The organism is Piscinibacter sp. PDB5-1, assembly GCF_056676035.1.
On sequence record NZ_JBWVZL010000002.1, the window covers coordinates 718,115 to 742,386 of the forward strand.

The window sequence follows — 24,272 nt, forward strand, 5'->3', positions numbered from 1 at the left end:
CAACTTGACAAACATCAGCCTGGGGAATACACGCAGAGCCGCCTCGCGGCGTGACGCATGTCACTTGTTGGCGTGGCTGCCCATGTCCCACATCGGCAAGAAGACCCCGAGCGCCAGCACCAGCAAGATGCCACCGAGCATCACGATGAGGATGGGCTCGATCTTCGACGACAGCGTCTTCAGCTCGTACTCGACCTCTTGCTGGTACATGCCGCCGATCTCGTCGAGCATTTCACCCAGCGTGCCCGACTCTTCACCCACCATGACCATCTGCAGCACCACCGGCGTGAACACACCCGCCTTGCTGCTCGCGGCCAGCAGGGTGTCGCCGTGCTCGACCGCGCTGCGCATCTGCGCCAGCGCCTGCGCCACAAAGGCGTTCTCGACCACCGCGGCGCTGAGCGTGAGGCCTTGCACCACGGGCACGCCGCTCTTGAACACCAGCGCAAGGCTGCGGGTGGCCTGCGACAGCACGCCCTTTTGCACCAGCGAGCCGGCAATCGGCAGGCGCAGCTTGAGGCGGTCCCAGAACAGGCGGCCGCGCTCGGTGCCGACGAAGGCCCGAGCAGCGAAGAACAGGGCCACGCCGGCCAGCAAGATGGCCGGCCACCAGGTCACGGTGAACTTCGAGGTGCCCAGCAGGATGCGCGTCATCAGCGGCAGCTCGGCGCGCATGTTCTCGAACACCTTGGCGAAGGCCGGGATGACGAAGATGTTGATGACCGCCACCGCGCCCACCATCGCCAGGATCACGAAGGTCGGGTAGCGCAGTGCGCTCTTGACCTGCTCGCGCATGAACTTCTGAAATTCAAGGTGGTGAAAGAGGTTCTTGAAGATCTCTTCGAGCCGGCCGGTCTGCTCGCCCACGCGGATCATCGACACGTAGAACGCATCGAACACGTCGTCGCGCTTGGCCATGGCCTGCGACAGGTCGAGCCCGGTGTCGAGCGAGGCGTGCAGGTCGCGCATCAGGCGCGCCACGGCGGGCCGCGTGGCCGAGCTTTCGAGCCCGCGCAGCGCCCGCAAGATGGGGATGCCCGAGCGCATCAGCGTGACCATCTGCCGCGTGAACATCATCAGCTCGATGGCATTGATGCGGTCGCGTTTGAACAGGCGCGCCAGCACCTCGCCGGCGTCTTGCACTTCGCGCACAGGCTCGATGGCCACGGGCGTCATGCCCGAGTTCATCAGCCAGTCGGCCACGTGCCCGGGCGTGGCCGCTTCGAGCACGCCGGTGACGAGCTGGCGCGCCGGGTCGCGGGCAGAGTAGTTGAAGTTAGGCATGGTCAGCGACCGCGCTCACCCACGGTGCCATCACGCCTGGTTGCTCACCCGCATCGCTTCGGCCACCGTGGTGCGGCCGGCCAATGCGAGCCGCAGGCCGTCGGCGCGCAGCGTGTATTGCGAGAACTGCGCGTGCGCGATCTTGGCGAAGCCGGACGCATCGCCGGTGGCCGCGGCGTGCACCAGCTCGGGCGTCATCTCGATCATTTCGTAGACGCCGGTGCGGCCTCGGTAGCCGGTGTTGCGGCAATGCGAGCAACCGGCGCCTGAGAGGAACCTGCCTTCGTGTTCTTGCACGCGGTCGCCGAGTTCGATGGACAGCCACTCGCGTTCGGCCGGGCTCAGCGGGTGGGGCTGCTTGCAGTGCTCGCACAGCACGCGCACGAGGCGCTGGGCCAGCACCATGCGCAGGCCGAGCGACACCATGTACGGCGGCACGCCCATGTCGGCCAGGCGCATCGGGGCGCTGGCGGCGTCGTTCGTGTGCAGCGTGCTCAGCACCAGGTGGCCGGTGAGCGCGGCGCGCAGGCCGATCTCGGCGGTCTCTTGGTCGCGCATTTCGCCGACCAGCAGCACGTCGGGGTCTTGCCGCAGGCAGCTGCGCAGCACGCGCGCGAAGCTGAGGTCGATCTTTTCGTGCACCTGCACCTGGTTGAGCCCGGGCAGGCGGTATTCGACCGGGTCTTCGACGGTGATGATCTTGGTGCCCGGGGTGTTCAGCTCGGCCAGCGCCGCGTACAGCGTGGTGGTCTTGCCGCTGCCCGTGGGGCCGGTGACGAGGATCAGCCCCGAGGTCGCCTTCAGCGCCTTGCGCAGGTGCGCGAGGATGGGCGCCGGCAGGTCGAGCGCGTCGAGCTGCATGCGGTCGGCGTTCTGCACCAAGAGGCGCATCACGACCGATTCGCCGTATTGCGTGGGCAGCGTCGAGATGCGGATGTCCACCGCCTGCGAGCCCACGGTGAGCTGGAAGCGGCCGTCTTGCGGCAGGCGCTTCTCCGAGATGTCGAGGCTCGACATGAGCTTGAGCCGCTGCACCATGGCCGAGGCGATCTTCGGGTCGTAGGTGCTCTGCACGGTCAGCACGCCGTCGATGCGCAGGCGCACGGCCACGTTCTTTTCTTGCGGCTCGACGTGGATGTCGCTCGCGCCCTGCGACAGCGCCGCCTCGAAGATCGACTGCATCAGCCGCACGATGGGCGCGTCGTCGCTGGTGGCGTTCAACTCCAGCAGGCCGAGCCCGCCCTTGACGCCGATGTTCAGGTCGGCCGCGACTTCGTTGGCCAGGCCCGAGAGTTCGTCTTGCCGCTGGTAGATGCGGTCCACCGCCGAGAGCAGGTTGCGCTCGGTGACGACCGCCGGGTGCACGGTGACGGCCAGCACGCGCGCCACTTCGTCTTGCGCAAAGATGTCGGTCGGGTCGGCAAAGCCCACCAGCAGGCCGCCCAGGTGCTCGCCCAGCACCAGCGCACGAAAGCGCCGCGCCTGCGACTCGGGCAGCTTGCGCACGAGCTTGGCGTTCAACTCGTGCTTGCGCAGGTCGATGAAGGGGATGTGCAACTGCCGGCTGATCACCTGGCCGATGGCCTCGTCGGTGACCAGGCCCGAGTCGGTGAGCACGCGGCCGAGCTTGCGGCCGGTCTTCTTCTGCTCGGCCAGGGCCTGCGTCAGTTGTTCGGCCGTGATCAGGCCATCGACCACGAGGGCATCGCCGAGTCTGAATTTCTGTGGGGCGCTCATGGGTTCGGTCCCTTCGGGGGTCGGCAGGCAGCGGCACTCATCGCAGCGCCGCCAATTTTTGATCGAGGTAGGTCAGCAGGTCGCCGCGCAGCGAACCAATGCTGCGCGCGCGCTGCAGCGCCAATTGCGCCTCGCGCGGGCGGCCTTCGGCATCGAACGCGAGGCCAAGGCCCAACCAGGCAGCGGCGTTCTCAGGATCGAGCCGCACGACGGACTGGTAGGCCTCGGCGGCTTCGCGCGTGCGGCCCTGGCGCATCAACACGCTGGCGCGCAATGCGTGGGCGTCGGCACCGAGTGCTTGCTGCGTGGACAGCACCGCCAGGGCGCCGGTGGCGTCGCCGGCCTCGACCTTCAGCCGGGCCAGCAGAAAGGCGAACTGCGCCTGCTGCGGCTGGCGTTGCAAGCCGGCCTGCAGCAGCGCCGCGGCTTCGTCGAAGCGCCGCGCCTCGCACAGCAGCACGGCGGCGAGCTGGCGTGCGGCCAGGTGGTCGGGGTCGAGCGACAGCGCTTCGAGCGCCTTGTCGAGCGCCTGCGAGCTGTGGCCGCTGGCCGCTTGCTCGCTGGCCTGGGCATAGGCCCCTTGGGCGCGTTGGGCCGCGCCCATGGCCGAGGGACGTTTGTCCACGCGGCCACCCGACATCGACGGCTCGGGGGCCGGCACGCCGGGGGTCGAGCGGGTGAACAGCACCGGCTCCGGCCGCAGTGCGAGGGCATCGCCGTCGGCAGGCGCCGGGGCCTCATGCGGCGCAAGCGATGGCGGCCGATCGTCGAAAGCTGCGTCGCGGGCCGGCGCGCGCTGCGGGGCACGGGCAAAGTCAGACCGCAGCGGCTCGGCCGGCGCTGCGCTGGTGGTCGCAGCCACGGGCGCGACGCCCATGGCGCCGCTGCCGCGCTCGGCCGCAGCCGGCGCCACGGCGCTGGCGGTGGCCACCGACGCGGGGGCCGATGCACTCTCGGCGGGCGCCGCCTGCGCATCGGGGCCCAACGCCACGGGCTTGGGCAGGCGCGCCGGCGCAGGCACCCAGGGCGTCCAGTTGCCGAAGGCCGCGACCGACACCAGGGCGGCGCCAGCCAGGGCGATGAACTGGACGCGGCGCGACCGCCACGCCGGGGCCGCGGCCTCGGGCGCCGCCACGACGCCGGGACCGGCTTCGGCCGGCGGCCCTGCGCGGCGCGCGTCGAGCGCGTTCAGCATCTGGTTGATGACGCTCATGCTTCGGTCCTTCGCAGCCAGCGACCGCCGCGCGGGGCTTTCAATCGATAACCGCCTTCGTCGCGCACGGCGGCCAGGGCTTCGCGCCAACCCACGTGGCGGTGGCCACGGCCATACGCGACCATCAGGCCCTTGTGCGCGAGGATGTTGGCAATGCGTGGCACGCCACCGCTCGCACGGCGCAGCAGCCACGTGGCGACGGGGCTGAACACCGGCCCGCCCCGCCACCCGGCCACGCCCATGCGGTGTTGCAGGTAATGCGCAAAGTCTTCGCGCGCCAAGCCGCGCAAGCACGCGCTGAAGGCGATGCGGCTGGCGAGCGAGCGGATGCGGTGCGTTTGCAGGTGCTCGTCGAGTTCGGGCTGGCCGAAGAGCACGATCTGGATCAGCTTGCGCTTGCCGGTCTCGAGGTTGGACAGCAGGCGCAGCGCTTCGAGGCTGTCCACCGGCAGCGCCTGCGCTTCGTCGATGCACAGCACCACGCGCCGGCCTTCGGCGGCCAGCTGCATCAGCTCGGCTTCGAGCGCGCGGCACAGCGTGTGTTCGTCGGCGTCGGCGGGCAGGCGGAGGCTCAGCTCGCTGCCCGCGACCCGCAGCAGGTCGCGCGCGGCCAGGCGCGGGTTCAGCACGTAGGCGGTGACCACGTCGGCAGGCAGGCTGGCCAGCAGGTGGCGGCACATCAGCGTCTTGCCGGTGCCCACCTCGCCGGTGACCTTCACGAAGCCTTCGTGGCTGTTCAGCGCGAGCAGCACCGTGTTCATCGCAGCCTGGTGGTGCCGGCCGCGGAACACGAACTCGGTGTCGGGCGTGAGCGCGAAGGGGTACTCGCGCAGGCCGAAGTGGTCGAGGTACATGGTGGCGCCTATCGCGGGGTGGCCGGCACGCGGCCCATGCGCTCTTGCGTGCCGTTGAGGTCGGCCATCCACTGCGCATCGCTCTTGATGACGGTCGGCTTGATCAAAAAGACCAGCTCGCGCTTGACCAGGCTGCGGTTCGTGCGTTTGAACAGGTGCCCGGCGAGCGGCATTTCGCCCACGCCCGGCACCTGCGCCTTGTCGTCCGACTGGCTCTGCTGCATCAACCCGCCGATGGCGACGATGTAGCCGTCTTGCACCCGCACGACGGTGTCGGTCTCGTTGACGTTGCTCGATGCCAGCGGCAGCGTGAAGTTGCCGGCCGTGCCCAGGTTGACCACGCGGCTTCGTTCGGTCACCTCGCTCACGGACGGGCGCACGTGCATGGTGACCATGCCCTCGTCGTCGATCTGCGGCGTCACGTCGAGCGAAATGCCCGAGAAGAAGGGCTGCACCGTGATCGTCGGCGTGGTCACGTTGCCGGCCGCGCTGGAGGTCGTGGTGGTCGAGATGTTCGTGATGAAGAAGTCGTCGGTGCCGACACGCAGCACCGCCTTCTGGTTGTTGATGGCGGCCACGCGCGGCGACGACAGCACCTGCACCGTGCCCTGCGTTTCAAGAAAGGCGAGCAGGCCGTTGAAGGTGTTGGTCGTGAAGGCCAGGCCCAGCATGCCCGCACCGCCCGCGAAAGGGCTGGTCAGCACGTTGCCCAGCACGTTGGGCGTGACGGCAGCCGGCGGCCCGGGGTCGACCGGCGTGTTGATCGATCCGCTCGGGATGCCGTACTGCCGGCCGATGCTGCCCGGCACGTTAATGGTGTTGGCGTTGGCGCCGACCGACATGCGGTGGTTGCCTTGCGACAGAAGCGCCCAGTTGATGCCCGACTCGAAGCCCTCTTTCAGGCTGACCTCGACGATCTTGGCTTCGAGCATCACCTGCCGTTCGATCGACAGGCGCGCCGAGCGCAGGAAGTTCTCGACCTCGCGCATGTCTTTCGGAAAGCCCTTCACCACCACCACGCCGGTGTGCTGCGACATCACCACCTGGCGGCCGCCCTCGGTGCCGATCACGGCCTTGAGCGAGGTTTCGAGTTCTTTCCAGAAGTCGGTGTCGGTCGAGGTGGACACCTGGCTGCCCTCGGCCGAGCCGAGCCCGGCCGCACTGGTGCCACCGCTCGCACCGCTGCCGCTCTGGCTGGCGATCGAACCCGAGGTCACGCGCGTTTCGCTGCGGCCCAGGCGCTTGCCGGTCGGGTAGCTGACCTGGAACATGCGCGTTTGCAAGGTCGCCGGCTGGATGAACACGCGCGTGCCGTCGATGCGGTATTCGAGCCCGTGCAGCTCGCGCAGCACATCGAGCGCCTCGCGCACGGTCACGTCTTTCAGGTTGATCGACACCGTGCCGCTCACCCCCGGAGGCACGAGGATGCTGTAGCGCGAGCCCGAAGCGATCGCATGGAAGACCTGTTGCAGCGACGCGTTGTTCACCGCCAGGTCGAAGCGCGGCTCGGGCGCCCTGGCGGGCCGTGGCAGCTCGGTGGTCAGGGGCGGCATCAGCGCGTCGGCCACCTTGTCGGGCACCTGCGGCTTGGGGCGCGCGTTCAGCGCTTCGGCGAGGGCGTCGTCGATGCTGTTGCGCGCGGCGCGGGGCTGCGGCCCCATCTGGCAAGCCGCCAGCGAGGCGAGAAGCGCGCCGGCGAGGGCGATGCGGGTGGACGTCATGACAGGGCTCATTTCTCTGGGGCCGCCGCCTCGGGGGCGTCGGGGTCGGCATCGGTGCGGGCCGGGGGCGCGGGCGACGGCGTCGGGGCGAACGACATCGGCAGCCGTTCGCGGCGGCCGTTGGGGTGTTGCAGCACCACGGCCTGCGGCGACAGCTGCGCGAGCCGCGCACCGCGCACCGCGTGGCCCAGCGGCACCCAGCGCCCGTCGATCAGGGCGGCAGGGCGCGAGCCCATGCGAACGCCGGTCAGGCCGAAGCCGGCGGCGGCCTCGGGGTCGGACGCCCGCGCCGCCACCGCATCGGCAGAGACGACAGACGGCGGGGTGAACGGGTCGCGCGGCCCCATGGCCAGCGAAGGCAACGTGGCGCACAAGGCGGCAGCGATGAAACCCAGCGCGAGGCCATGAGCGCCCCAATGGAGGACGCGCGTCAGGCCCGCGCGCAAGGCGATCACAACGCGAGCCATGTGGCCTCCGGGCTGATGGTGGTGAAGACGAGCAGCGCACGCACCGCGGCGCCTCCGGGTTGGGCCGTGACCTGCACCTGTTCGACCCGCAGGGGCTTGAGCCCCGTCTCGAGTGCAGCGACCGACGCGGCCACCTGCGCGGCCGGACCTTCGAGCGTGAGTTCGGCGCGGTGGCGGTACAGGCGCGGGGCAGAGGCCGGCGCGGCGGCGGGCATGGCGGCGTGGCCGCCCGGGTCGGCACCAGGGGCATCGCCGGCCTCGTCTGCATCCGCCACCGGGGCTTGGATCTCGATCGGCTCGACCGGCAAGGCGCGCAGGCCGGTCAGCGTGGTGCCGCGCTGCTGCAGCGCGCGGCGCACGAAGTTGTCGAGCGCCTCGCGCTGGGCCTGCTGCACGCCCAGCGCCGCGAGGCGGCCCTCGAGGTCTTTGGCACGCACGAGGGCGGCTTCGAGGCGCTGCTCGCGTTCGACACGCTCGGTGTTCTGCGCCTCGATCTCGGATGCGCTCTGCTCCTCGACCGCTGCGGCGATGCCCCGGCGCTTGTCGGCCATGGGCATCAGCACGGCGGCTTCGAGCCCGATGAACACCGCCAGCAGGCCGCCGGCCAGGGCCAGGCGGTCGCGCGGCGGCAGGGCGTCGATGCGCCCGGCGAGTTGGAACACGAAGGTCCGGATCGCCTGCTTCATTTGGACTCCTCGGTGCCGGCCATGCTCGACATCTCGAAGCCGAAGTGGCGGGGCGCGGGGCGCCGGGGGACGCCGGGGTCGGAGGGCGGGTCGGTTCCGTCCTGGGGTGCTTCGCTGCGGCCCAGCGAGAACAGCCGCACCGGCATGCGCTCGAAGCCGTTCGCACGGCCCAGCACTTCGGACAGCGCCGCCAGGTCCGACGGGTTCTGCGCCCCGCCGACGATGCGCACCTGCCCGCCGCCGGAGAAGGCGACCTCGTGCAGCCAGGCCGTCTCGGGCAGCGCCGAAAACAGCCGCTGCAGGCGCAGGCCGTTGTCCACCGGCAGGTGAGCGAGCGCCGCGGCCGCGCCGATCAGCGCTTCGTCCTGTCGCACCCGGGCTTCGGCCGTGGCGATGGCGGCTTCGAGTTCGCCCGCGGGCGCGGCCTGTTCAGTCGGAGCCGCTGCGGGCGTGGGGTTGGCCAGCAGGCGCCGCAGTGCGGCCTGCTCGTAGCCGAACTGCGCCACCAGCACCGCACCGAGCACGGTCGAGGCGACCAGCACGCGCAGGCCGGTCACCAGTTCGCGGCGCGGCAGCAGCGAGCGTTCGAGCAGGTTGATCTGCTGCGTCATGCGGCGCTCGCTTCCGGCGCTTCTTCGCGCAAAGCCGCGCCGATGGCGGGAATGAAGTCCAGCCCCTGGGCCGGGTCGATCAGCGGGCCGGTGTGCGCAATGTCGAGCCAGTCGCGCAGCGGCATCGGCTGCACCGGGGTGTTGACGAAGGGGCTGAGCAAGGCGGCGAGCGACAGGCCAGGCACCTCGTCGATCACGCGCATGGGGCCGACGGCCGCCGTGTAGAACTGGCGCTCGAAGGCGTCGCAGGTGCGTTGCAGGTCGAGGCCCAGGCGCTCGATCAGCGCCTCGCGGTGCTCGGGCAGCGCGTCGATCAACTGCTGCGCGGTGAGGTCGAAGCGGCGAAAGGTGCACAACTCGCCGTGCCACACCATGACGAGCGTGGTGCGGGCGAGCCCCACGTGCAGCACGCCCACGGCGGCGGGGCCGGGCACCAGCAGCGCGATGTTGCGCAGCGCGAGTTCGGGGATGTCGATCGCCTGCAGCGCATGGCGGGCGTCGAGCAGGCGCAGCATGCGTTGCGCCACGGTCTTGCGCGGCGCCACCACGGCGAGGCCCTGGCGCGCCGGGGCCGAGGGGTCGGCGCCGGGCACGAGCACGCAGGCCACGCTGGCGTCCTCGGGCGGGTAGTCGATCATGTCCTTGACCTTCCAGCGGGCGGCGTCGGCCAGCTCGTCGGGCTGCAGGTCGGCCACGTCCACCGGCAGGATCTGGTAATCGCCCACGCCGAGCAGCAGGTTGGCGGGGGCGTCGGTCCAGCCCTGGCGCGAACGCCACTCCGCGAGCGTCTTGAGGGCACTGGGACCCGCGGCCGCTTGGCAGCCGGCGACGCGGGGCTTGGCCCCGGGCGCGCGCTGCACGAAAGCGGCGCTGGCGCCTTCGTCGGCCGCAACCAGGCCCAGCCGGCCGGTGGGGGCGGCACGGCGTGCGAACGATCGAAAGAGGTCAGACAGGGCCATGGCTTCGGGCGCCGCAAAGGCGCCAGTTGGACGGAACGCGGGCAGTGGCCAGTCTAGGAACGACACCCCCCTGGCGAAGCCCGGAACACCGCCGGCAATACCGGCCAATCCCGCCCCTGGCGGCCCGGTGCCGGGCCGGCGAGGCCGTGCTTTGCCTACATGGCAGGTAATTGCCGCGCCTCACCCGCGCCGAAATACTGGCCCTGCGTTGACCGACGCCATGGCGGCGCCGCCCGCACCCACCCCAACCCCTGGAGGCATTTCATGCAGTTCATCCGCCCCTCGTCCTTCTTGAAGACCGTGCTCGCCGTCGATGCGATGGGCAGCGTGTTCATCGCCCTCGCTCACCTGCTCGCCACCCCCACGCTAGCGCTCTGGCTCGGGCTGCCCGAGGCGCTGCTGTGGGGTGCCGGGTGGCTCTTGGTCGGCTATGTCGCCTTGCTGGCGACGATGGTGCGCGCCGCGCGCCTGCCCCGTGCGCTGGTGCAGTTCGTCGCGCTGGGCAACACAGGCTGGGCCGTGGCCTGTGCGGGCCTGGCGGCTGGCGGGTTCATGCAAGCCACCCCGCTGGGCACGGCCTACCTGCTCGCGCACACGGCGATGGTCGGCGGCTTCGCGGCGATGCAGTTCGTCGCGGCGGCTCGCGCCGAACCGGTCGCCTACAGTGCGGCGGGCGGGCAGCCGGTGGGTCGTCCGCGCACCTCGTGACCCCCCTCTTGACCGTTCACATACACACCATGCGACCCCTGGCCAGCGACCTCACCCACCCCACGACCGCCCTGGGCGGCGACCCCTCGGTGGGCGGCCTGCTCAGGCACTGGCGCACGGCCAAGCGCTGGAGCCAGGCCGAGCTGGCACATGCGGCCCAGGTGTCGGCGCGGCACCTGAGTTTTGTCGAGACCGGCCGGTCGCGGCCCTCGGCCGAGTTGCTGGTGTCGCTGGGCATTGCGCTGCACCTGCCGCTGCGCGAGCGCAACCGGCTGCTGCTCGCGGCCGGCTTCGCGCCGTGCTACCGCGACCGCCCGCTCGACGCGGCCGAGTTGGCGACCATCCGCTCGCTGCTGCAGCGGGTGGTAGACACCCACGACCCCTACCCCGGCCTGGTGCTCGACCGGCAGTGGAACGTGCTGATGACCAACACGGCCGGCGCCGCACTGGCCGCCCTCTTGCCACCCTTCCTGGTCGAGCCCCAGCTCAACGTGTTTCGCGCGACCCTGCACCCCGAGGGCCTGGCGCGTTACATCGCCAACTTCGCCGAATTGGCGGGCTCGATGCTGCTGTCGCTGCGCAAGGCCATCGCGGCCTCGGGCGACCTGGGGCTGATCGCGCTCGAACAAGAGGTGCTGGGCTACGAAAACGTGCGCGCTCTGTGCCACGAGGCCCTGCCCGCGCCCTCGGCGATGGCGCCGATGCTGGTGCCGCTGGTGCTCGACCTGCCGCAGGGCCGGCAGAGCTTCATCACGACGATCAGCGTGTTCGGCACGCCGCAAGAGGTGCTGCTCGAAGAGATCAGCGTCGAGTTGTTCTACCCGGTCTGAGGGCGATTGCAGGCCGGGCGGCGGGTATGCTGGCCCGCATGAACGACGATCAGTTGCTGCGCTACTCGCGCCACGTGCTGCTCGACGCCATTGGTGTCGAAGGCCAGCAAAAGCTGCTGGACGCCCACGCGCTGGTCATCGGCGCGGGCGGCCTGGGCTCTCCGGTGCTGCTGTACCTGGCCACCGCCGGCCTGGGCCGCATCACCGTGGTGGACCACGACACCGTGGACCTGACCAACCTGCAGCGCCAGATCGCGCACCGCATGTCGCGCATCGGCCAAGCCAAGGTGAGCTCGGCCGCGCAGACGCTGGCCGAGATCAACCCCGAGGTGCAGGTCGTCGCGCTGCAAGAGCGGGTCGATGCGGCGCGGCTCGACACCCTGGTCGCCGGCTGCGACCTGGTGCTCGACTGCAGCGACAACTTCGCCACGCGCCATGCCGTCAACGCGGCGTGCGTGGCGCACCGCAAGCCGCTGGTGTCGGGCGCGGCCATCGGCTTCGACGGGCAGGTCTCGGTGTACGACACCCGCGATGCAGCCTCGCCCTGCTATGCGTGCCTCTTCCCGCCCGACACGGTGTTCGAAGAAGCCCGCTGCGCGACCATGGGCGTGTTCGCGCCGCTGGTCGGCATCGTGGGCAGCATGCAGGCCGCCGAGGCGCTGAAACTCGTGGCCGGCACCGGCCAGTCGCTCGCCGGTCGCTTGCTGATGCTCGACGCGCTGGGCATGGAATGGACCAGCCTGCGCCTCGAACGCAGCGCCCATTGCCCCGTCTGCGCGGCCCGCGACAGAGCCCCCGCCGCGTGAGACGGCATACAAAAGCCCCCCTTCCCTGCCATACGTCGGCGTTAAGCTGCGCACCATGAACAAGCGAATCGACCTGACCGCACGCAACTTTCCCACGGCCCAGGAAGAGGCCGAGGTCGAAAGCCCGACCCACCTGTACGACGGCCCCGAGAGCGCCTACCGCCTCGCCTTCACCGACCGCGACTTCCTGCTGCGTGAAGAGTTGCGCCCCGTGCGCATGCAGCTCGAACTGCTCAAGCCCGAGCTGGTGCAACAAGAGCGCGGCATCGAGTCCACCATCGTCGTCTTCGGCAGCGCGCGCATCGTGCCGCCCGAGACCGCGCAGCGCATCCTCGCCGACGCCGAGGCCGCCAGCGACCCCACCGCACTGCGCATCGCGCAGCGCCACGTGAAGATGGCGCGCTACTACGACGAGGCCCGCCGCTTCGGGGCGCTGGTCACGCAGAAGTCGCGCCAGCTCGCCAACCCGATCTACGTGGTCACGGGTGGCGGCCCCGGCATCATGGAAGCGGGCAACCGCGGCGCCCACGAGGTCGGCGGCAAGAGCATCGGCCTCAACATCGTGCTGCCCCACGAGCAGGCGCCCAACCCGTACATCACGCCCGAGCTGTGCTTCCAGTTCCACTACTTCGGGTTGCGCAAGATGCACTTCCTGATGCGCTCGATCGGGCTGGTGTGCTTTCCGGGTGGCTTCGGCACGCTCGACGAGATGTTCGAGGTACTCACGCTCATCCAGACCGGCAAGAGCCGTCGCCGCCCGGTGCTGCTGTTCGGCCGCGAGTTCTGGGAAAAGCTCATCAACTTCGATCACCTGGTGGACACCGGCATGATCAGCGAGCTCGACCTGCAGCTCTTCAAGTTCGTCGAGACCGCCGAAGAAGCCTGGGACGTGCTCGCCGCCGCCTACGGCTTCGACCTGCACGAGCACGACAAGAGCGGGCACTTCGCCGACGATTGAGCGCATGAACATGGGCATGCTCAAGCCGCACCGCTGTCCACGGCCTCTCCCAAGAGGGCGAGGGGGTTGAAGCGATGAACCCACGCATCAGCCTCATCGGCGCGCCCACCGACATCGGCGCCGGCACGCGCGGCGCGAGCATGGGCCCCGAGGCGCTGCGGGTGGCCAACATCGGCCCGGTGCTGCAAGGCCATGGGCTCGACGTCATCGACCGGGGCAACCTGGGCGGCCCGGCCAACCCCTGGCAGCCGCCCGTCAACGGCTACCGCCACCTGGCCGAGACGGTTGTGTGGAACCAGACCGTGCACGAGGCCGTGCATGCCGAGCTGAAAGACGGGCGCCTCCCCATCCTGCTGGGCGGTGACCACTGCCTGGCCATCGGCTCCATCAGCGCGGTGGCCCGCCACTGCCGCGAAACAAAGAAGAAGCTGCGCGTGCTGTGGCTCGACGCGCACGCCGACTTCAACACCAACACCCTCACCCCCAGCGGCAACGTGCACGGCATGCCCGTCGCGTGTCTGTGCGGCCACGGCCCGCAAGAGCTGATCGAGATCGGCGGCCACGTGCCCGCCATCAGCCCGAAGTGGGTGCGGCAGATCGGCATCCGCAGCGTGGACCCCGGCGAGAAGCGCTTCGTGCACGAGATGGACCTCGAAGTCTTCGACATGCGCTTCATCGACGAGATGGGCATGCGCCACGCGATGGAGCTCGCGCTCGCCACGCTCGACGCCAACACCCACCTGCACGTGAGCTTCGACGTCGATTTTCTCGACCCCGATTTCGCCCCGGGCGTGGGCACCACCGTGCGCGGCGGACCGACCTACCGCGAAGCCCAGCTCTGCATGGAAATGATCGCCGACACCGACCGGCTCGCCTCGCTCGACGTGATGGAGTTCAACCCCGCGCTCGACGTGCGCAACGCCACCGCCGAAGTCGCCGTGGACCTGATCGAGTCGCTGTTCGGCAAGAGCACCTTGATGCGCAAGTGAGGCCCACCGGCCCCGCCCTGCGCAGTAGCATGGCCGCCCCTTCGTGGCCCAGGAGACCCAGCCCATGACCTTCGGTCGTTCGTCGTTCACCCCCGCCGCCCTGCTGCCGATCGCGGCCCTGCTCGCCGGCTGCCAGTCGATGCCCGAGGTGCCGTTCATGGGCAAGAAAGACACCCCACCCCCCGCCGCCGCCTCGGCCGAGTCGCCCGCCACGGCGCCCGTGGCAGCTGCGCCCGCGGCCGCAGCCGGCGCGCTGCCCGAGCCACCCAGTGCCCCGCCGCCGGCCGCACGCACCGCACTCGTCGGCAGCAGCTATTCGATCGACGGGGCCATCTTGCCGGTGATGACCGGGCAGCAGCTCATCGAGACCCGCGCCGACATGCGCCGCACCGACACGCTGCACGCCTTCGACAACCGGCTGCTGCGCACCTTTGCCGGCGAGACCCGCAGCGCCGACATCGTGCGACTCGACAAGAAGCTGGTGTGGACGCTCAACCCCGGCAAGAAGACCTACACCGAATGCCCGCTCACCGGCTGCCGCGTGGCCGAGCCGCCGCGCGACAAGCCGCAGCGCCCCGACAAGCCCTCGGAGCCGTCCGAGCCCAGCTGCCCGCTCACGCTGAAGAAGAACGAGCTGAAGGCCACGCCGACCGGCGAACGCCGCAACATCAACAGCTTCAACACCGAGCGCATCCAGGTGAAGTGGGTGATGGAACTGGCCGACAAGCAGGGCCGCGTCACCAGCAACCAGGTGCTGCTCGACCTGTGGACCACGCCCGAGACCGGCGTCGTGAAAGACGTGCAGGCCATCGACCAGGCCTTCACGCGCCGCCACGCCGCCGCGCTGTCGGCCGGCGACGCACCGCTGGGTCGCTACGTGCCGCGCGAGGTGATGCGATCGCTGGGCTCGCTGATGGGCCAGATGGGTCCGTCGTCGAAGGCCATGGCCGGCTGGGCCAACGAGTTCAAGAAGGTGCGCGGCTACCCCATCCTCACCACGCTGTCGTGGACGACGCAGGGCAACGCCTGTGGCGACGACCGCGCAGCCGCGGGCGGTGCCCCCACGGGCCCGGCCGCGCTGGGGGCGATGGTCGGCGGCCTGTTCGGCAAGAAGGGCGGCGGCGAGGGCGCGGGCAACAGCGGCGCGCTGCTGACCTACACGCACGAGGTCAAGACGCTCGACATCAAGCCCGTCAGCGACGCGTGGTTCGCCCCCGCGCCCGACTTCAGCAAGGTGCAGCCATGAGCAACGGCACAGACAAGAAGGTCTGCGTGGTCACCGGCTCGTCGTCGGGCATCGGCGCGGCCACCGCGCGCCAGTACGCCAAACACGGCTGGCACGTCGTCATCAACTACTCGCGCAGCGCCGCACCGGCCGAAGCCGTGGCCGACGAGTGCCGCGCGCTCGGCGTCGACGCGCTGGTGCTGAAGGGCGACGTGTCGAACGACGACGACTGCCGGCGCATCGCCCGCGAGGTCGAAGCCCATTTCGGCCGCACCGACGTGCTGGTCAACAACGCCGGCACCACCAAGTTCGTGCCGCTCAAAGACCTCGACGGCCTGAGCGCGCAAGACTTCCATTCGATCTACGACGTGAACGTCATCGGCGCCTACCAGATGACCCGCGCCTTCGCGCCGCTGATGAAGCAGACACCCGGCGGCGGCGTGGTCAACATGTCCTCGGTCGCGTCGATGATGGGGCGCGGCTCGTGCATCGCCTACATGGCCTCGAAGGGCGCACTCAATGCCATGACCGTGGGCCTGGCGCGCGCACTTGGCCCCGAGATCCGCGTCAATGCCATTGCGCCCGGCTTCGTCGAAACCCCGTGGCTGCAAAGCGGCTTGGGCGACAACTACGACAAGGGCCGCCAGGCCTACATCGACATGGCCGCGCTCGCCGCGGTCATCAACCCCGAGGACGTGGCCGAGACGGCCTGGTACCTCGGCGCCAGCGCCGCAAAGACAACGGGCGAGGTGTTGCTGGTGGATGCGGGGCTGCGCATCACCAAGGGGTGACGCGCCGCGTCGAGCAACTCAGCGCGCGCAAGCCCCCGTCGAGCCCTCGGCCCCGGTGCGGTACACGTTGCCGCTCACCACGGTGGCGGCCGTGGTGATCAACCCATGGCTGCCGTTCGCGGGCTGCGTGTGGCACACGGTGTTGTTGCGCACGGTGGCGTTGCCGTTGAGCTCGTCGCCGGCACCTGACGACCCGGTGGGCACCGAGATGCCGACCTGCCAGGTGTTGGCGGTGTTGTAGATGCGGTTGGACTCGACCACGATGCCCGGCGAGGCGGTGGCGCAGATGCCGCAGCCGCCGACGTTCTGGACCACGTTGTTGCGCAGCACGGTGTTGCGCATCCACTCGGCCGAGTCGTAGCCGGCGGTGATCGAGAAGCCATAACAACTCGGCGTACCCGAGGCCAGGCTGATGGTGTTGCCTTCGATGAGGAGGCCGTCCCACTGGCCGTGCACGGTCACGTTGCCCCCGGTGCACGCGCCATTCACCACGGAGTTGTTGAGGAAGCTGTTGTTGCGGATGACCGCGTTGCGGCCCTGCCCGCCCAGGTAGATGGCGTGGTTGAAGTAGCTGCCCGAGAAGTTGTTGGCCTCGAAGGTGTTGCCTTCGATCAGCAGGCCGGTGGCGTCGCCGAGCAGGCCCATGGCCGAGTTGCGGTGGATGTGGTTGCCGCGCAGCGTGAGGCGCGCGACGCCATTGCCGCCCGAGGTCGAGTGGATGCCGATCGCAAAGCCGGTGATCTCGTTGCCCGCCACCAGCACGTCGCTGACGACGTTGCGCAAGAAGAAGCCCCAGGCATTGGCCACGCCGTTGCCGTCGATCTTGAGGTTGCGCACGACGTAGCCGCCGTCGGGCGTGAAGTTGTTGTAGTTGCCGAACTGGAATGCATAGGTCAACGACCCGCCGATGCGCAGCCACGGCCGGGCGGTGCCACCCCAGGGCGGCGCATAGCTGTCCACGACCAGCGGGTTGTCGGCGGTGGCGTTGAAGTTCTGGAACGAGACGTTGAAGCCATCCCAGGCGCCGCCGCGTGCGAAGAGCAGGCGGGTGCCTGCAGGCACGGCGTTGTGGTTGAAGCCGACCAGCGTGCGCTTGGGTGCGCTCGCACTGGTGCCGGCATTGGCGTTGTCGCCGGGCACGCAAGCGGTGCTGGCGCCGGCCTGGCAGTCTGAGAAGTAGTAGATCGGGCCGGTGGCGTTGATCGGGTCGGGCTCGGGTGGCGGTGTCTGGCTGATCGGCTCATTGCCGTCTGACACCGCCCCCGCGCCTTCGCCGCCCCCTCCCCCGCATGCCGCGAGCATGGCGCATGCACTGAGCATGGCCAGCGCGGCTGCGGCCGCCCTCGAGTGCTCCCCCACTCGCTGCTGTTTGAACATCTTCTTGCTCTTCGTGATCGTGATGTCTGATCACGCGCAGGATGCATGCCGACCCCGCGAGCAGGCTTCACGGGCTCCATGAACGGCCTGTGATGACAGCGTTGGTCAGTTTTGGAAGGGGGGCGCTTACCGTTGGACACAGCCTGTGCGAAGACTGTCAACCGGGCGCCGAGGGAAAAAAGAAAAGCGGCCGGTGCGATGGACGCACCAGGCCGCCGAAGAGACCGCAGCGTTTGGGGGAGGGAGGGAGGGAGATGCCGCGGCCCTGTCGATGACTGTATGCGGACGCTTTGGTGAAATTTGTAGGACAACAGCCCGTCTTTGGAGCCGTAACTTTTGCTTTCAGCCTGTCGCCAATTGGCGTTGGACAGCGAGCCGCAATTGGAGTTTGTTGACCGGCTTGACGAGCACGTCGTCCATGCCCGCCTTGAGGCATGCGACGCGGTCTTCGTTGTAGGCGTTGGCGGTGAGGCCGATCACCGGCACGTGGCGCGCCGACTCGCCCGCCAGCCCGTCGCGCAGGCAGCGCGTGGTCTCCAGGCCGTCCATGCCGGGCATGCGCCAGTCCATCAAGACAGCGTCGAAGGGGGCCTGCTTGAGCTTCTCAAGTGCTTCGATGCCCGAGTGCGCAACAACCACCGTGGCGTTCATGCGCAAGAGCATCTGCTCGGCAATCATGGTGTTGACCGGGTCGTCATCGACCAGCAGCACGCGCACGCCGGTCAGGTCGTCGAGCGAGGCGTTGAGCGACATGGCCGAGCTGGTGCGAATGACGGGCGCGCGGGCTTCGACGACGGGTAGCCGCATGGTCACCTGGGTGCCGCGGTGCAATTCGCTGCGCAGCTCGAGTTCGCCGCCCATCATGTGGACGAGTTGGCGCGCGATGGCTAGGCCGAGGCCGGTGCCACCGTGTCGGCGGGTGCTTTCGCTGTCGGCCTGCTGGAAGGCCTCGAACACACGTTCGAGGTCGCGCGGGGCGATGCCGATGCCGGTGTCTTCGACGCGCAGCACGAGTTGGCGTTGCAGCTCGGGGCCGGTCGATTCGATGCGCGCGTCGAGCGTCACGCCGCCTTCGTCGGTGAACTTGACGGCGTTGCCCAGCAGGTTGATCAGCACCTGGCGCAACCGGAAGTCGTCGCCCAGCATCCAGCGCGGCACGTCGGGCGCGATGCGGTGGCTCAGTTCGAGGCCCTTCCCGGCCGCCTGCATCTGCACGGCTTCGAGCGCGCGGCCCACGCACTCGTGCACGTCGAAGGGCTGGGCTTCGAGGTCCATGCGGCCGGCTTCGATGCGCGACAGGTCGAGCACGTCGTTGATGAGGCTGAGCAGGTGCGTGCCGCCGCGGCTGACGGTGTCGAGCAAGGCGGTGCGCTGGTCGAGCGCGAGGTCGGGCTGGCGCAGCAGCTCGGCCGCGCCCAGCACGCCGTGCAGCGGGGTGCGCAGCTCGTGGCTCATCACCGCGAGAAAGCGCGATTTGGCCTGCGAGGCCGCTTCGGCCGCGTCGCGCGCCTCTTCGAGGTGGCGCATGCGCAGCGAGACCACGTCGTCCACCGTCAGGGTGTCACCTTGCAGGCCCTGTGCGGGCGTCAGCAGGATCAGCTTGCGGAACTGGCGCGTCGCGCCGTACATGGCCAGCGTGAAGAAGGCCTGCGCCACCAGGCCATTGACGAACAGCGGCCACATGGTGTCGTGCCAGTCCGGCGGAGGCGGCCGCGATGAAAAGTGCACCCACAGGGCCGGCGCCATGGTGGCGGCGGCCAGCGACACGCTGAGGATCAGCGCGCGCCCGGGCGTCCAGGTGATGAAGAACAGCAGGTGCCCACCCATCACCCAGAAGGCCATGGTCGCCAGCTGGTAGACCGAGTAGTCGGCGGTGGCTACCAACAGGCCGTAGCCGATGGCGAACACGAAGTAGAAGGCCAGCACCATGGAGCCCAGCCCCTGCGCGATGCCCGCCCGCTGCGGCCGCCGCCACACCCAGGTGCCCAGCGCCATGAAGGCCGCCACCAGCACCGGGTAGGCCAGCCGGTCGTGGGCGGCGAGCTGGCCGAAGCGCGCCTCGGCCGTCCACACCGCCACGACGCACACCACCCCCAGCAAAAACATCCACACCGTCGCGCGGCGCTCGATGAGCGTGATGCGCGGCGCCGGCAGCGTGTGGGCCGGGGCCGGGGCGGGGGGCGGTGGTGGCGGGTTGGTCGGGTCCATGGGCAATCTGCAGCGCCCCATTGTCTGTTCTGCCGGCGCGGCCGTGGCGCCGAACTTGTCTCACATTGCCGACGCAAAGAGCGTGCGCCCACCCTCCTGGCGCGGCAAGCCCGGGCCTCGGTCCGAATGCAAGTGTTTGTACGCAACCTAGCGTATTCCATGAATAGACGATGACGGTCGTCAGACGTATCAAGGCGGGGACCGCACCTCGCAGGTCGAACAACAGGAGACAAATCCATGACCTTCACCGCCCACCCCGCCTCGCGCGGGCACGCCGCTGGCCGCTCTCGACGCCGCCTTTCTCTCGCCCACCGCCTGCTGGCGCCCATGGGGTTCGCGCTCGGCCTCGTGCTCGCCGCCCTGCCCGCCCGCGAGGCCACGGCCGCCGTGACCCTGGGCCCGTACGTCGGGGGCATGGAGGCCGCCGAAAACAGCATCCAGACCACCTCCGGCCGCATCTTCGTCAGCGCGAACGGCAACCTCTTCGAGCTGCGCAAGGACGCCGCCGGCGTCTGGACGAATGCGGTGGTGCCGCTGCACGTCGCGGCGGGGCAAGAGGCGCCACCCGCTTGCTACTACCTCGGGCTGACCGAGTACGCCAGCACGCTGTACACGGTGTGCACTGAAGACCACCAGCGGCCGGCCGCGCGCAAGCACCTGCGGGCGCTCGACCTCACGGTGGCGGGCGCGAAGCTGCAGTCGATCAAGCAGCTCGACAACGTCGGCCTGCCCAATGGCCTGGCCAGCGACGGCCGCGGCAACCTGTTCTTCGCCAACACCAGCATCCCCGACTGGGAAAAGCTGATCCCGGCGGGGCCGGGGCAGATCTGGCGCATCCAGCTGTCGGGGCGCTTCAACGTGGCCGGCCACGCGCCGCGGCCCGAGTTCACGAAGCCGCTCAACCCGAACGGCATGAAGTTCCACGGCGGCAAGCTGTACGTGAGCGCGAACCCGCCCGGCGGGTCGGGCACCTCGGAGCTGATCCGCTACCCGGTCAGCACCTCGGGCGCGCTGGGCGCGCCGGTGACCGTCTTCACCAGCACGACCTTCCTCGACGACTTCTCGCTGGTGCAAGGCGGCGTGCTCATCGCCGAGTGGGTGGCAGGCACGCTGCGCTACATCAACGAGGCCGGCACCACGCTGCAGAGCTACACCTACTGGCTCAGCTTCCCGACCTCGGCCACGGCGCTGAAGCCGGGCACCGCGCCGGGCAATGCCGTGCTGGTGACGGCCGGCGGCTCGGACCGGGCCGTGTTCCTGCAGACCGACTGGGCCTTCGTGCCGCGTTGAAGCCAACACGCGGCCCGACCCCGCCCTGCGCGGCCGGCGCCGCCAGGGTTCATTCGCAGGGCCCGTTCAGTTGCCGAAACACGCGCGGCTGCATCGGGCCCGCTTGCCCGAAGAGGCCGCGCCGGGCAGCGCGGGCTTGCCGCTCTTCGTCGGCATAGGGCCCCAGGCTGCGGCGGTGGCGGTAGCTCCAGGCGTGGCCCTGGCTGACCATCCAGGCGCTGACGTCGGCGCCGTTGAGAAAGATGTTGCCCAGCGTGCGCTGGTAGTCGTCCTTCGCGCGGGTGGTGATGCGCACGCGTTGGTCGAGCACCTTGTCGCGCAGCGCCTGCTGCGACTGCGTGCCCCAGGGCTGGCAGCGCTCGGGCGCGTCGATGCCCTGCAGCCGCAGCTTGAAGGGCTTGCCGTCACCGACCCGCACCCACAGTGTGTCGCCGTCGCTCACACGCGTGACCATGCCCTGCAACTCGGCCGCCTGCACCGTGACGGCCGCCAGCACGCCCAGCAGCGCCGCCGCCCACCGCCTCATGTGAACAGGCTCACCAGCCACCACACGAACAGCGCGAACAGGGCCGCCCACACCAGCACCACGAAGGCCAGGCCCCACCACAGGCGCGGCAGTTTGTCCTTCGAGACCTCGGCCTCGCGCAAGAGCGATTCCCACAGCGGCTTGGGCGTGAGCCGCGTCACGAGCGCAATGCCGGCCGGGATGATCACCAGGTCGTCCAACTGCCCGAGGATGGGGATGAAATCGGGGATCAGGTCGATCGGGCTCAGCGCGTAGGCCAGCACCGCCAGCGCCACGAGCTTGGGCGCGCGCGGCGTCTGCGGGTGCTTGAACAGCTTCCACAGCGCGATGAGGTAGGTGGCCAGGCGCGCGGTGTTGGCCAGGCGCAGCAGCTTGCGGGCTTTGAGGATCATGGCGTGAGGGGTCTTCTGCGACGCGGGTAGGACGAGACACGCGGCCGGGGCGGCGGCGCTGAGGGTTGCCGCGCGCCGCCTTCGGTGTGATCGGCATCGTCGGCCACGCGTTCCATGTCTTTCAGCATGCGTGCCAGGCGGTCGTTGAGCTTTTCGGTGGTGAGTTTCTCTCGGAAGCGCTCCACCATCAGCGGCAGCGCGAACGGGCTGGGCACCTGCAGCTCGACCTTGACGATGCGCTGGCTTTGCATGCGCTTCAAGGTGGTGCTGAGGCGGCGGATGTCAAGCTCCTGGCTCAGCACTTCGGTCTGCGCCTGCGTCAGCAGCATGTTGCCGGCGTCGTATTTGCTGAACACCTCGTAGAACAACGTGCTCGACGCCTGCAGTTGCCGCGCGCTCTTGGGTGCGCCCGGGTAACCCGTGAAGATGAGGCCGGCCACACGCGCGATCTCGCGGAAGCGCCGGCGCGCCAGTTCGCTCGAATTCAGGCTCGCGAGCACGTCGTGCAGCAGGTTGTCGGTGTCAAAGAGGGTCTGGTCAAGCAGCGGGGCCAGGTCGATGGGCAGGGCACTGAGCATTTCGAGCCCATAGTCGTTGATCGACAGGCTGAAGGTGTTGGGCGCGTCTTTCGCCAGGCGCCAGGCCAGCAGGCTGGCCAACCCGATGTGCACATAGCGGCCCGCGAACGGATAGATGAACAGGTGCTGGCCCTCGCGAGACTCGAAGCGCTCGACCAGCAAAGTGCCCTGGGTCGGCAGCTTCGACAGCTGCATCTGCGTGTGCAGCATGGGTTCCGCAGCCTGCAGCTCGGGCTCGAAGAAATCGCCCTGCGCCGCACCATTGACGACTTCGAGCACCGCATCGGCGAGTTCGCTCGACAAGGGCATCTTGCTGCCGGCCCAGCTGGTGACGAGGCCCTTGTTCTTCTCGGCCTTCTTCACATAGGCCGTCATCTCTTGCGTGCGCACGTACTCGAGCATGCGCCCGGCGAACACGAAACAGTCGCCGGGGCGCAGCCGCGCGATGAAGCCTTCTTCGACGGTGCCGATGCGCCCACCGGCGAGGTACTTCACCTGCATGGCCGAGTCGGCCACGATGGTGCCCACCTGCAGCTTGTGGCGGCGCGCGATCTGCCGGTCGGGCACGCGGTAGACGCCGCCCACCCTCACCACGCGGTGGTACTCGGGGTAGGCGCCGAGGCTTGCGCCACCTTTCTCGACGAAGTCGAGGGCCCATTGAAATTCGTCTCGCGTCAGCTTGCGGTAGGCGTAGGCGCTGCGCACCTCGGCGTACAGCTCGCGAGCCTTGAAGCCACCGCCTAAAGCGACGGTCACCAGGTGCTGCACCAGCACGTCGAAGGGCTTGTCGGGCGTGGCGCGCTTTTCGATCTTGCCCTGCTGCGCGGCGCGGCGCGCGGCGGCGGCTTCGATCAGTTCGAGCGTGTTGGTCGGCACCAGCGTGATGCGGCTCGGCCGCCCCGGCGCGTGGCCGCTGCGGCCGGCGCGCTGCAGCAGGCGCGCGATGCCCTTGGCCGAGCCGATCTGCAGCACGCGCTCGACGGGCAGGAAGTCCACGCCCAGGTCGAGCGACGAGGTCGCGACCACGGCCTTCAGGCGCCCTTCTTTCAGCCCCAGCTCGACCCACTCGCGCACCTCCTTGTCGAGTGAGCCGTGGTGCAAGGCCACGATGCCCGCCCACTCGGGCCGCTCTTGCAGCAAGAGCTGGTACCAGATCTCAGCCTGCGAGCGCATGTTCACGAACACCAGCGTGGTCTGCGATTTCTCGATCTCTGCCACCACCGGCAACTGCATCTGCCGGCCCAGGTGCCCCCCCCACGAGAAGCGGCCCGGGTGCTCGGGCAGCAGCGTGTCGATGACGAGCGTCTTGTCCATCTTGCCCTGCACGAGGCAGCCGTCTTCGTGGCCCTTCCCTTGCCCGAGCAGCACGTGCATGGCCTCGTCGAGGTTGCCGAGCGTGGCGCTCAGGCCCCACACGGCGAGCGACGGCGTCCAGCACCGCAGGCGGGCCAGCGCGAGCTGCACCTGCACACCGCGCTTGTTGCCCATCAGCTCGTGCCACTCGTCAACGATGACGGTGTGCACGCCCGACAGCTCTTCGCGCGCGTGTTCGCGCGTGAGCATCAGGCTCAGCGACTCGGGCGTGGTGATCAGCACGGTCGGAAAGCGCCGGTCCTGCCGGGCACGCTCGCTGGGCGGGGTGTCGCCGGTGCGCTGGCCGACCGTCCACAGCGGTGCCAGCTCGGGCAGCGGTTCGCGCAGGGCGCGCGTGGTGTCGGCCGCGAGCGCGCGCATCGGCGTGATCCACAGCACCCCCAGCGGCGGCGCGCCGCGCGCGGGCTCGTCTCGCGCCAGGCCGCGCAGCAGCGCGCCAAACCACACCGCGAAGGTCTTGCCCGAGCCGGTGGTCGCGTGCAGCAGGCCGCTGCGACCCGCACGCATGGCCGCCCACACCTCGCGCTGAAACGCGAACGGCTGCCAGCCACGTGACGCGAACCAGTCGGCGGGGTCGGGCAGGTGCGGCGGGGCTTGCGTCATGCTGGGCGGAAATCATAGAGAGGCGCCGGCAACGCCCCGGTGCGGTGCCTGGGTACCCCGCCGCCAGCGGGGTGCATACCCGTTG

At 69.6% G+C, this 24,272-nt stretch carries 22 protein-coding genes; 8 read left to right on the top strand and 14 right to left on the bottom strand.

Features of this window, described 5'->3' with window-relative positions; translation table 11 throughout:
- Nucleotides 1-60 precede the first annotated feature (60 nt).
- The 9 genes from AC1KAT_RS10630 to AC1KAT_RS10670 are packed head-to-tail and all read right to left on the bottom strand — an operon-like array spanning nucleotide 61 to nucleotide 9,532.
- Nucleotides 61-1,284, bottom strand: coding sequence for a type II secretion system F family protein (locus AC1KAT_RS10630; protein WP_480325590.1), 1,224 nt, complete (start codon nucleotides 1,282-1,284; stop codon nucleotides 61-63).
- A 30-nt stretch (nucleotides 1,285-1,314) separates the two neighbouring features.
- The gene (locus AC1KAT_RS10635; RefSeq protein ID WP_480325592.1) at nucleotides 1,315-3,021 is read right to left on the bottom strand and encodes a GspE/PulE family protein; all 1,707 of its coding nucleotides are present in this window, start codon (nucleotides 3,019-3,021) and stop codon (nucleotides 1,315-1,317) included.
- Nucleotides 3,022-3,058: 37 nt separating this feature from the next.
- Nucleotides 3,059-4,234 carry a tetratricopeptide repeat protein gene (locus tag AC1KAT_RS10640; protein ID WP_480325594.1) on the bottom strand — a complete coding sequence of 392 codons (1,176 nt, stop codon included), beginning with the start codon at nucleotides 4,232-4,234 and terminating at the stop codon, nucleotides 3,059-3,061.
- Nucleotides 4,231-5,088: an ExeA family protein gene (locus AC1KAT_RS10645; protein ID WP_480325596.1), complete on the bottom strand. Its 858-nt coding sequence runs from the start codon at nucleotides 5,086-5,088 to the stop codon at nucleotides 4,231-4,233. Before AC1KAT_RS10645 ends, AC1KAT_RS10640 begins: the two co-directional genes overlap by 4 nt.
- An 8-nt stretch (nucleotides 5,089-5,096) precedes the next feature.
- A complete protein-coding gene (locus AC1KAT_RS10650; RefSeq protein ID WP_480325598.1) occupies nucleotides 5,097-6,809 on the bottom strand; it encodes a secretin N-terminal domain-containing protein in 1,713 nt (570 codons plus the stop codon).
- Between the two features lie 8 nt (nucleotides 6,810-6,817).
- Nucleotides 6,818-7,276, bottom strand: coding sequence for a hypothetical protein (locus tag AC1KAT_RS10655; RefSeq protein ID WP_480325600.1), 459 nt, complete (start codon nucleotides 7,274-7,276; stop codon nucleotides 6,818-6,820).
- Nucleotides 7,261-7,962, bottom strand: coding sequence for a hypothetical protein (locus tag AC1KAT_RS10660; protein WP_480325602.1), 702 nt, complete (start codon nucleotides 7,960-7,962; stop codon nucleotides 7,261-7,263). The genes AC1KAT_RS10655 and AC1KAT_RS10660 overlap by 16 nt, the downstream gene beginning before the upstream one ends.
- A complete protein-coding gene (locus tag AC1KAT_RS10665; RefSeq protein WP_480325604.1) occupies nucleotides 7,959-8,573 on the bottom strand; it encodes a PilN domain-containing protein in 615 nt (204 codons plus the stop codon). The genes AC1KAT_RS10660 and AC1KAT_RS10665 overlap by 4 nt, the downstream gene beginning before the upstream one ends.
- Entirely contained in the window at nucleotides 8,570-9,532 is a 963-nt protein-coding gene (locus tag AC1KAT_RS10670) for a hypothetical protein (protein ID WP_480325606.1), read from the bottom strand. The genes AC1KAT_RS10665 and AC1KAT_RS10670 overlap by 4 nt, the downstream gene beginning before the upstream one ends.
- 264 nt (nucleotides 9,533-9,796) lie before the next feature.
- Here AC1KAT_RS10670 and AC1KAT_RS10675 point away from each other — a divergent pair, with 264 nt between their 5' ends.
- From AC1KAT_RS10675 to AC1KAT_RS10705, 7 genes are all read left to right on the top strand, one after another.
- A complete protein-coding gene (locus AC1KAT_RS10675) occupies nucleotides 9,797-10,240 on the top strand; it encodes a hypothetical protein (protein WP_480325608.1) in 444 nt (147 codons plus the stop codon).
- A gap of 29 nt (nucleotides 10,241-10,269) precedes the next feature.
- Entirely contained in the window at nucleotides 10,270-11,070 is an 801-nt protein-coding gene (locus AC1KAT_RS10680) for a helix-turn-helix domain-containing protein (RefSeq protein WP_480325610.1), read from the top strand.
- Nucleotides 11,071-11,108: 38 nt separating this feature from the next.
- Nucleotides 11,109-11,876, top strand: coding sequence for a HesA/MoeB/ThiF family protein (locus tag AC1KAT_RS10685; protein WP_480325612.1), 768 nt, complete (start codon nucleotides 11,109-11,111; stop codon nucleotides 11,874-11,876).
- A gap of 55 nt (nucleotides 11,877-11,931) precedes the next feature.
- A complete protein-coding gene (locus tag AC1KAT_RS10690; RefSeq protein WP_480325614.1) occupies nucleotides 11,932-12,834 on the top strand; it encodes an LOG family protein in 903 nt (300 codons plus the stop codon).
- A gap of 74 nt (nucleotides 12,835-12,908) precedes the next feature.
- Nucleotides 12,909-13,823, top strand: a complete 915-nt coding sequence (gene rocF / locus AC1KAT_RS10695) for an arginase (protein WP_480325616.1) — start codon at nucleotides 12,909-12,911, stop codon at nucleotides 13,821-13,823.
- 64 nt (nucleotides 13,824-13,887) lie between these two features.
- A complete protein-coding gene (locus AC1KAT_RS10700) occupies nucleotides 13,888-15,069 on the top strand; it encodes a hypothetical protein (protein WP_480325618.1) in 1,182 nt (393 codons plus the stop codon).
- On the top strand, nucleotides 15,066-15,839 hold the full coding sequence (locus tag AC1KAT_RS10705; RefSeq protein ID WP_480325619.1) for an SDR family NAD(P)-dependent oxidoreductase: 774 nt from the start codon (nucleotides 15,066-15,068) through the stop codon (nucleotides 15,837-15,839). Before AC1KAT_RS10700 ends, AC1KAT_RS10705 begins: the two co-directional genes overlap by 4 nt.
- 18 nt (nucleotides 15,840-15,857) lie before the next feature.
- Here AC1KAT_RS10705 and AC1KAT_RS10710 read toward each other — a convergent pair whose 3' ends face one another.
- Complete coding sequence (locus AC1KAT_RS10710) at nucleotides 15,858-17,096, bottom strand: right-handed parallel beta-helix repeat-containing protein (RefSeq protein WP_480325621.1); 1,239 nt, start codon at nucleotides 17,094-17,096, stop codon at nucleotides 15,858-15,860.
- Nucleotides 17,097-17,558: 462 nt separating this feature from the next.
- A complete protein-coding gene (locus AC1KAT_RS10715; RefSeq protein WP_480325623.1) occupies nucleotides 17,559-19,424 on the bottom strand; it encodes an ATP-binding protein in 1,866 nt (621 codons plus the stop codon).
- A 237-nt stretch (nucleotides 19,425-19,661) separates the two neighbouring features.
- Here AC1KAT_RS10715 and AC1KAT_RS10720 point away from each other — a divergent pair, with 237 nt between their 5' ends.
- Entirely contained in the window at nucleotides 19,662-20,714 is a 1,053-nt protein-coding gene (locus AC1KAT_RS10720) for an SMP-30/gluconolactonase/LRE family protein (RefSeq protein ID WP_480325625.1), read from the top strand.
- 49 nt (nucleotides 20,715-20,763) lie between these two features.
- On the opposite strand, the gene AC1KAT_RS10725 is transcribed toward AC1KAT_RS10720, so the two are convergent.
- From AC1KAT_RS10725 to AC1KAT_RS10735, 3 genes are read right to left on the bottom strand one after another with little or no spacing between them, the layout of a single operon-like run.
- On the bottom strand, nucleotides 20,764-21,240 hold the full coding sequence (locus tag AC1KAT_RS10725; RefSeq protein WP_480325627.1) for a thermonuclease family protein: 477 nt from the start codon (nucleotides 21,238-21,240) through the stop codon (nucleotides 20,764-20,766).
- Complete coding sequence (locus AC1KAT_RS10730) at nucleotides 21,237-21,632, bottom strand: YkvA family protein (protein ID WP_480325629.1); 396 nt, start codon at nucleotides 21,630-21,632, stop codon at nucleotides 21,237-21,239. Before AC1KAT_RS10730 ends, AC1KAT_RS10725 begins: the two co-directional genes overlap by 4 nt.
- Nucleotides 21,629-24,187, bottom strand: coding sequence for a ligase-associated DNA damage response DEXH box helicase (locus AC1KAT_RS10735; RefSeq protein WP_480325631.1), 2,559 nt, complete (start codon nucleotides 24,185-24,187; stop codon nucleotides 21,629-21,631). Before AC1KAT_RS10735 ends, AC1KAT_RS10730 begins: the two co-directional genes overlap by 4 nt.
- Between the last annotated feature and the right edge of the window lie 85 nt (nucleotides 24,188-24,272).

Coding starts and splice junctions, on each gene's coding strand:
- AC1KAT_RS10630 (WP_480325590.1), bottom strand. CDS start 1,284: ATGCCTAACTTCAACTACTCTGCCCGCGACCCGGCGCGCCAGCTCGTC.
- AC1KAT_RS10635 (WP_480325592.1), bottom strand. CDS start 3,021: ATGAGCGCCCCACAGAAATTCAGACTCGGCGATGCCCTCGTGGTCGAT.
- AC1KAT_RS10640 (WP_480325594.1), bottom strand. CDS start 4,234: ATGAGCGTCATCAACCAGATGCTGAACGCGCTCGACGCGCGCCGCGCA.
- AC1KAT_RS10645 (WP_480325596.1), bottom strand. CDS start 5,088: ATGTACCTCGACCACTTCGGCCTGCGCGAGTACCCCTTCGCGCTCACG.
- AC1KAT_RS10650 (WP_480325598.1), bottom strand. CDS start 6,809: ATGACGTCCACCCGCATCGCCCTCGCCGGCGCGCTTCTCGCCTCGCTG.
- AC1KAT_RS10655 (WP_480325600.1), bottom strand. CDS start 7,276: ATGGCTCGCGTTGTGATCGCCTTGCGCGCGGGCCTGACGCGCGTCCTC.
- AC1KAT_RS10660 (WP_480325602.1), bottom strand. CDS start 7,962: ATGAAGCAGGCGATCCGGACCTTCGTGTTCCAACTCGCCGGGCGCATC.
- AC1KAT_RS10665 (WP_480325604.1), bottom strand. CDS start 8,573: ATGACGCAGCAGATCAACCTGCTCGAACGCTCGCTGCTGCCGCGCCGC.
- AC1KAT_RS10670 (WP_480325606.1), bottom strand. CDS start 9,532: ATGGCCCTGTCTGACCTCTTTCGATCGTTCGCACGCCGTGCCGCCCCC.
- AC1KAT_RS10675 (WP_480325608.1), top strand. CDS start 9,797: ATGCAGTTCATCCGCCCCTCGTCCTTCTTGAAGACCGTGCTCGCCGTC.
- AC1KAT_RS10680 (WP_480325610.1), top strand. CDS start 10,270: ATGCGACCCCTGGCCAGCGACCTCACCCACCCCACGACCGCCCTGGGC.
- AC1KAT_RS10685 (WP_480325612.1), top strand. CDS start 11,109: ATGAACGACGATCAGTTGCTGCGCTACTCGCGCCACGTGCTGCTCGAC.
- AC1KAT_RS10690 (WP_480325614.1), top strand. CDS start 11,932: ATGAACAAGCGAATCGACCTGACCGCACGCAACTTTCCCACGGCCCAG.
- rocF (WP_480325616.1), top strand. CDS start 12,909: ATGAACCCACGCATCAGCCTCATCGGCGCGCCCACCGACATCGGCGCC.
- AC1KAT_RS10700 (WP_480325618.1), top strand. CDS start 13,888: ATGACCTTCGGTCGTTCGTCGTTCACCCCCGCCGCCCTGCTGCCGATC.
- AC1KAT_RS10705 (WP_480325619.1), top strand. CDS start 15,066: ATGAGCAACGGCACAGACAAGAAGGTCTGCGTGGTCACCGGCTCGTCG.
- AC1KAT_RS10715 (WP_480325623.1), bottom strand. CDS start 19,424: ATGGACCCGACCAACCCGCCACCACCGCCCCCCGCCCCGGCCCCGGCC.
- AC1KAT_RS10720 (WP_480325625.1), top strand. CDS start 19,662: ATGACCTTCACCGCCCACCCCGCCTCGCGCGGGCACGCCGCTGGCCGC.
- AC1KAT_RS10725 (WP_480325627.1), bottom strand. CDS start 21,240: ATGAGGCGGTGGGCGGCGGCGCTGCTGGGCGTGCTGGCGGCCGTCACG.
- AC1KAT_RS10730 (WP_480325629.1), bottom strand. CDS start 21,632: ATGATCCTCAAAGCCCGCAAGCTGCTGCGCCTGGCCAACACCGCGCGC.
- AC1KAT_RS10735 (WP_480325631.1), bottom strand. CDS start 24,187: ATGACGCAAGCCCCGCCGCACCTGCCCGACCCCGCCGACTGGTTCGCG.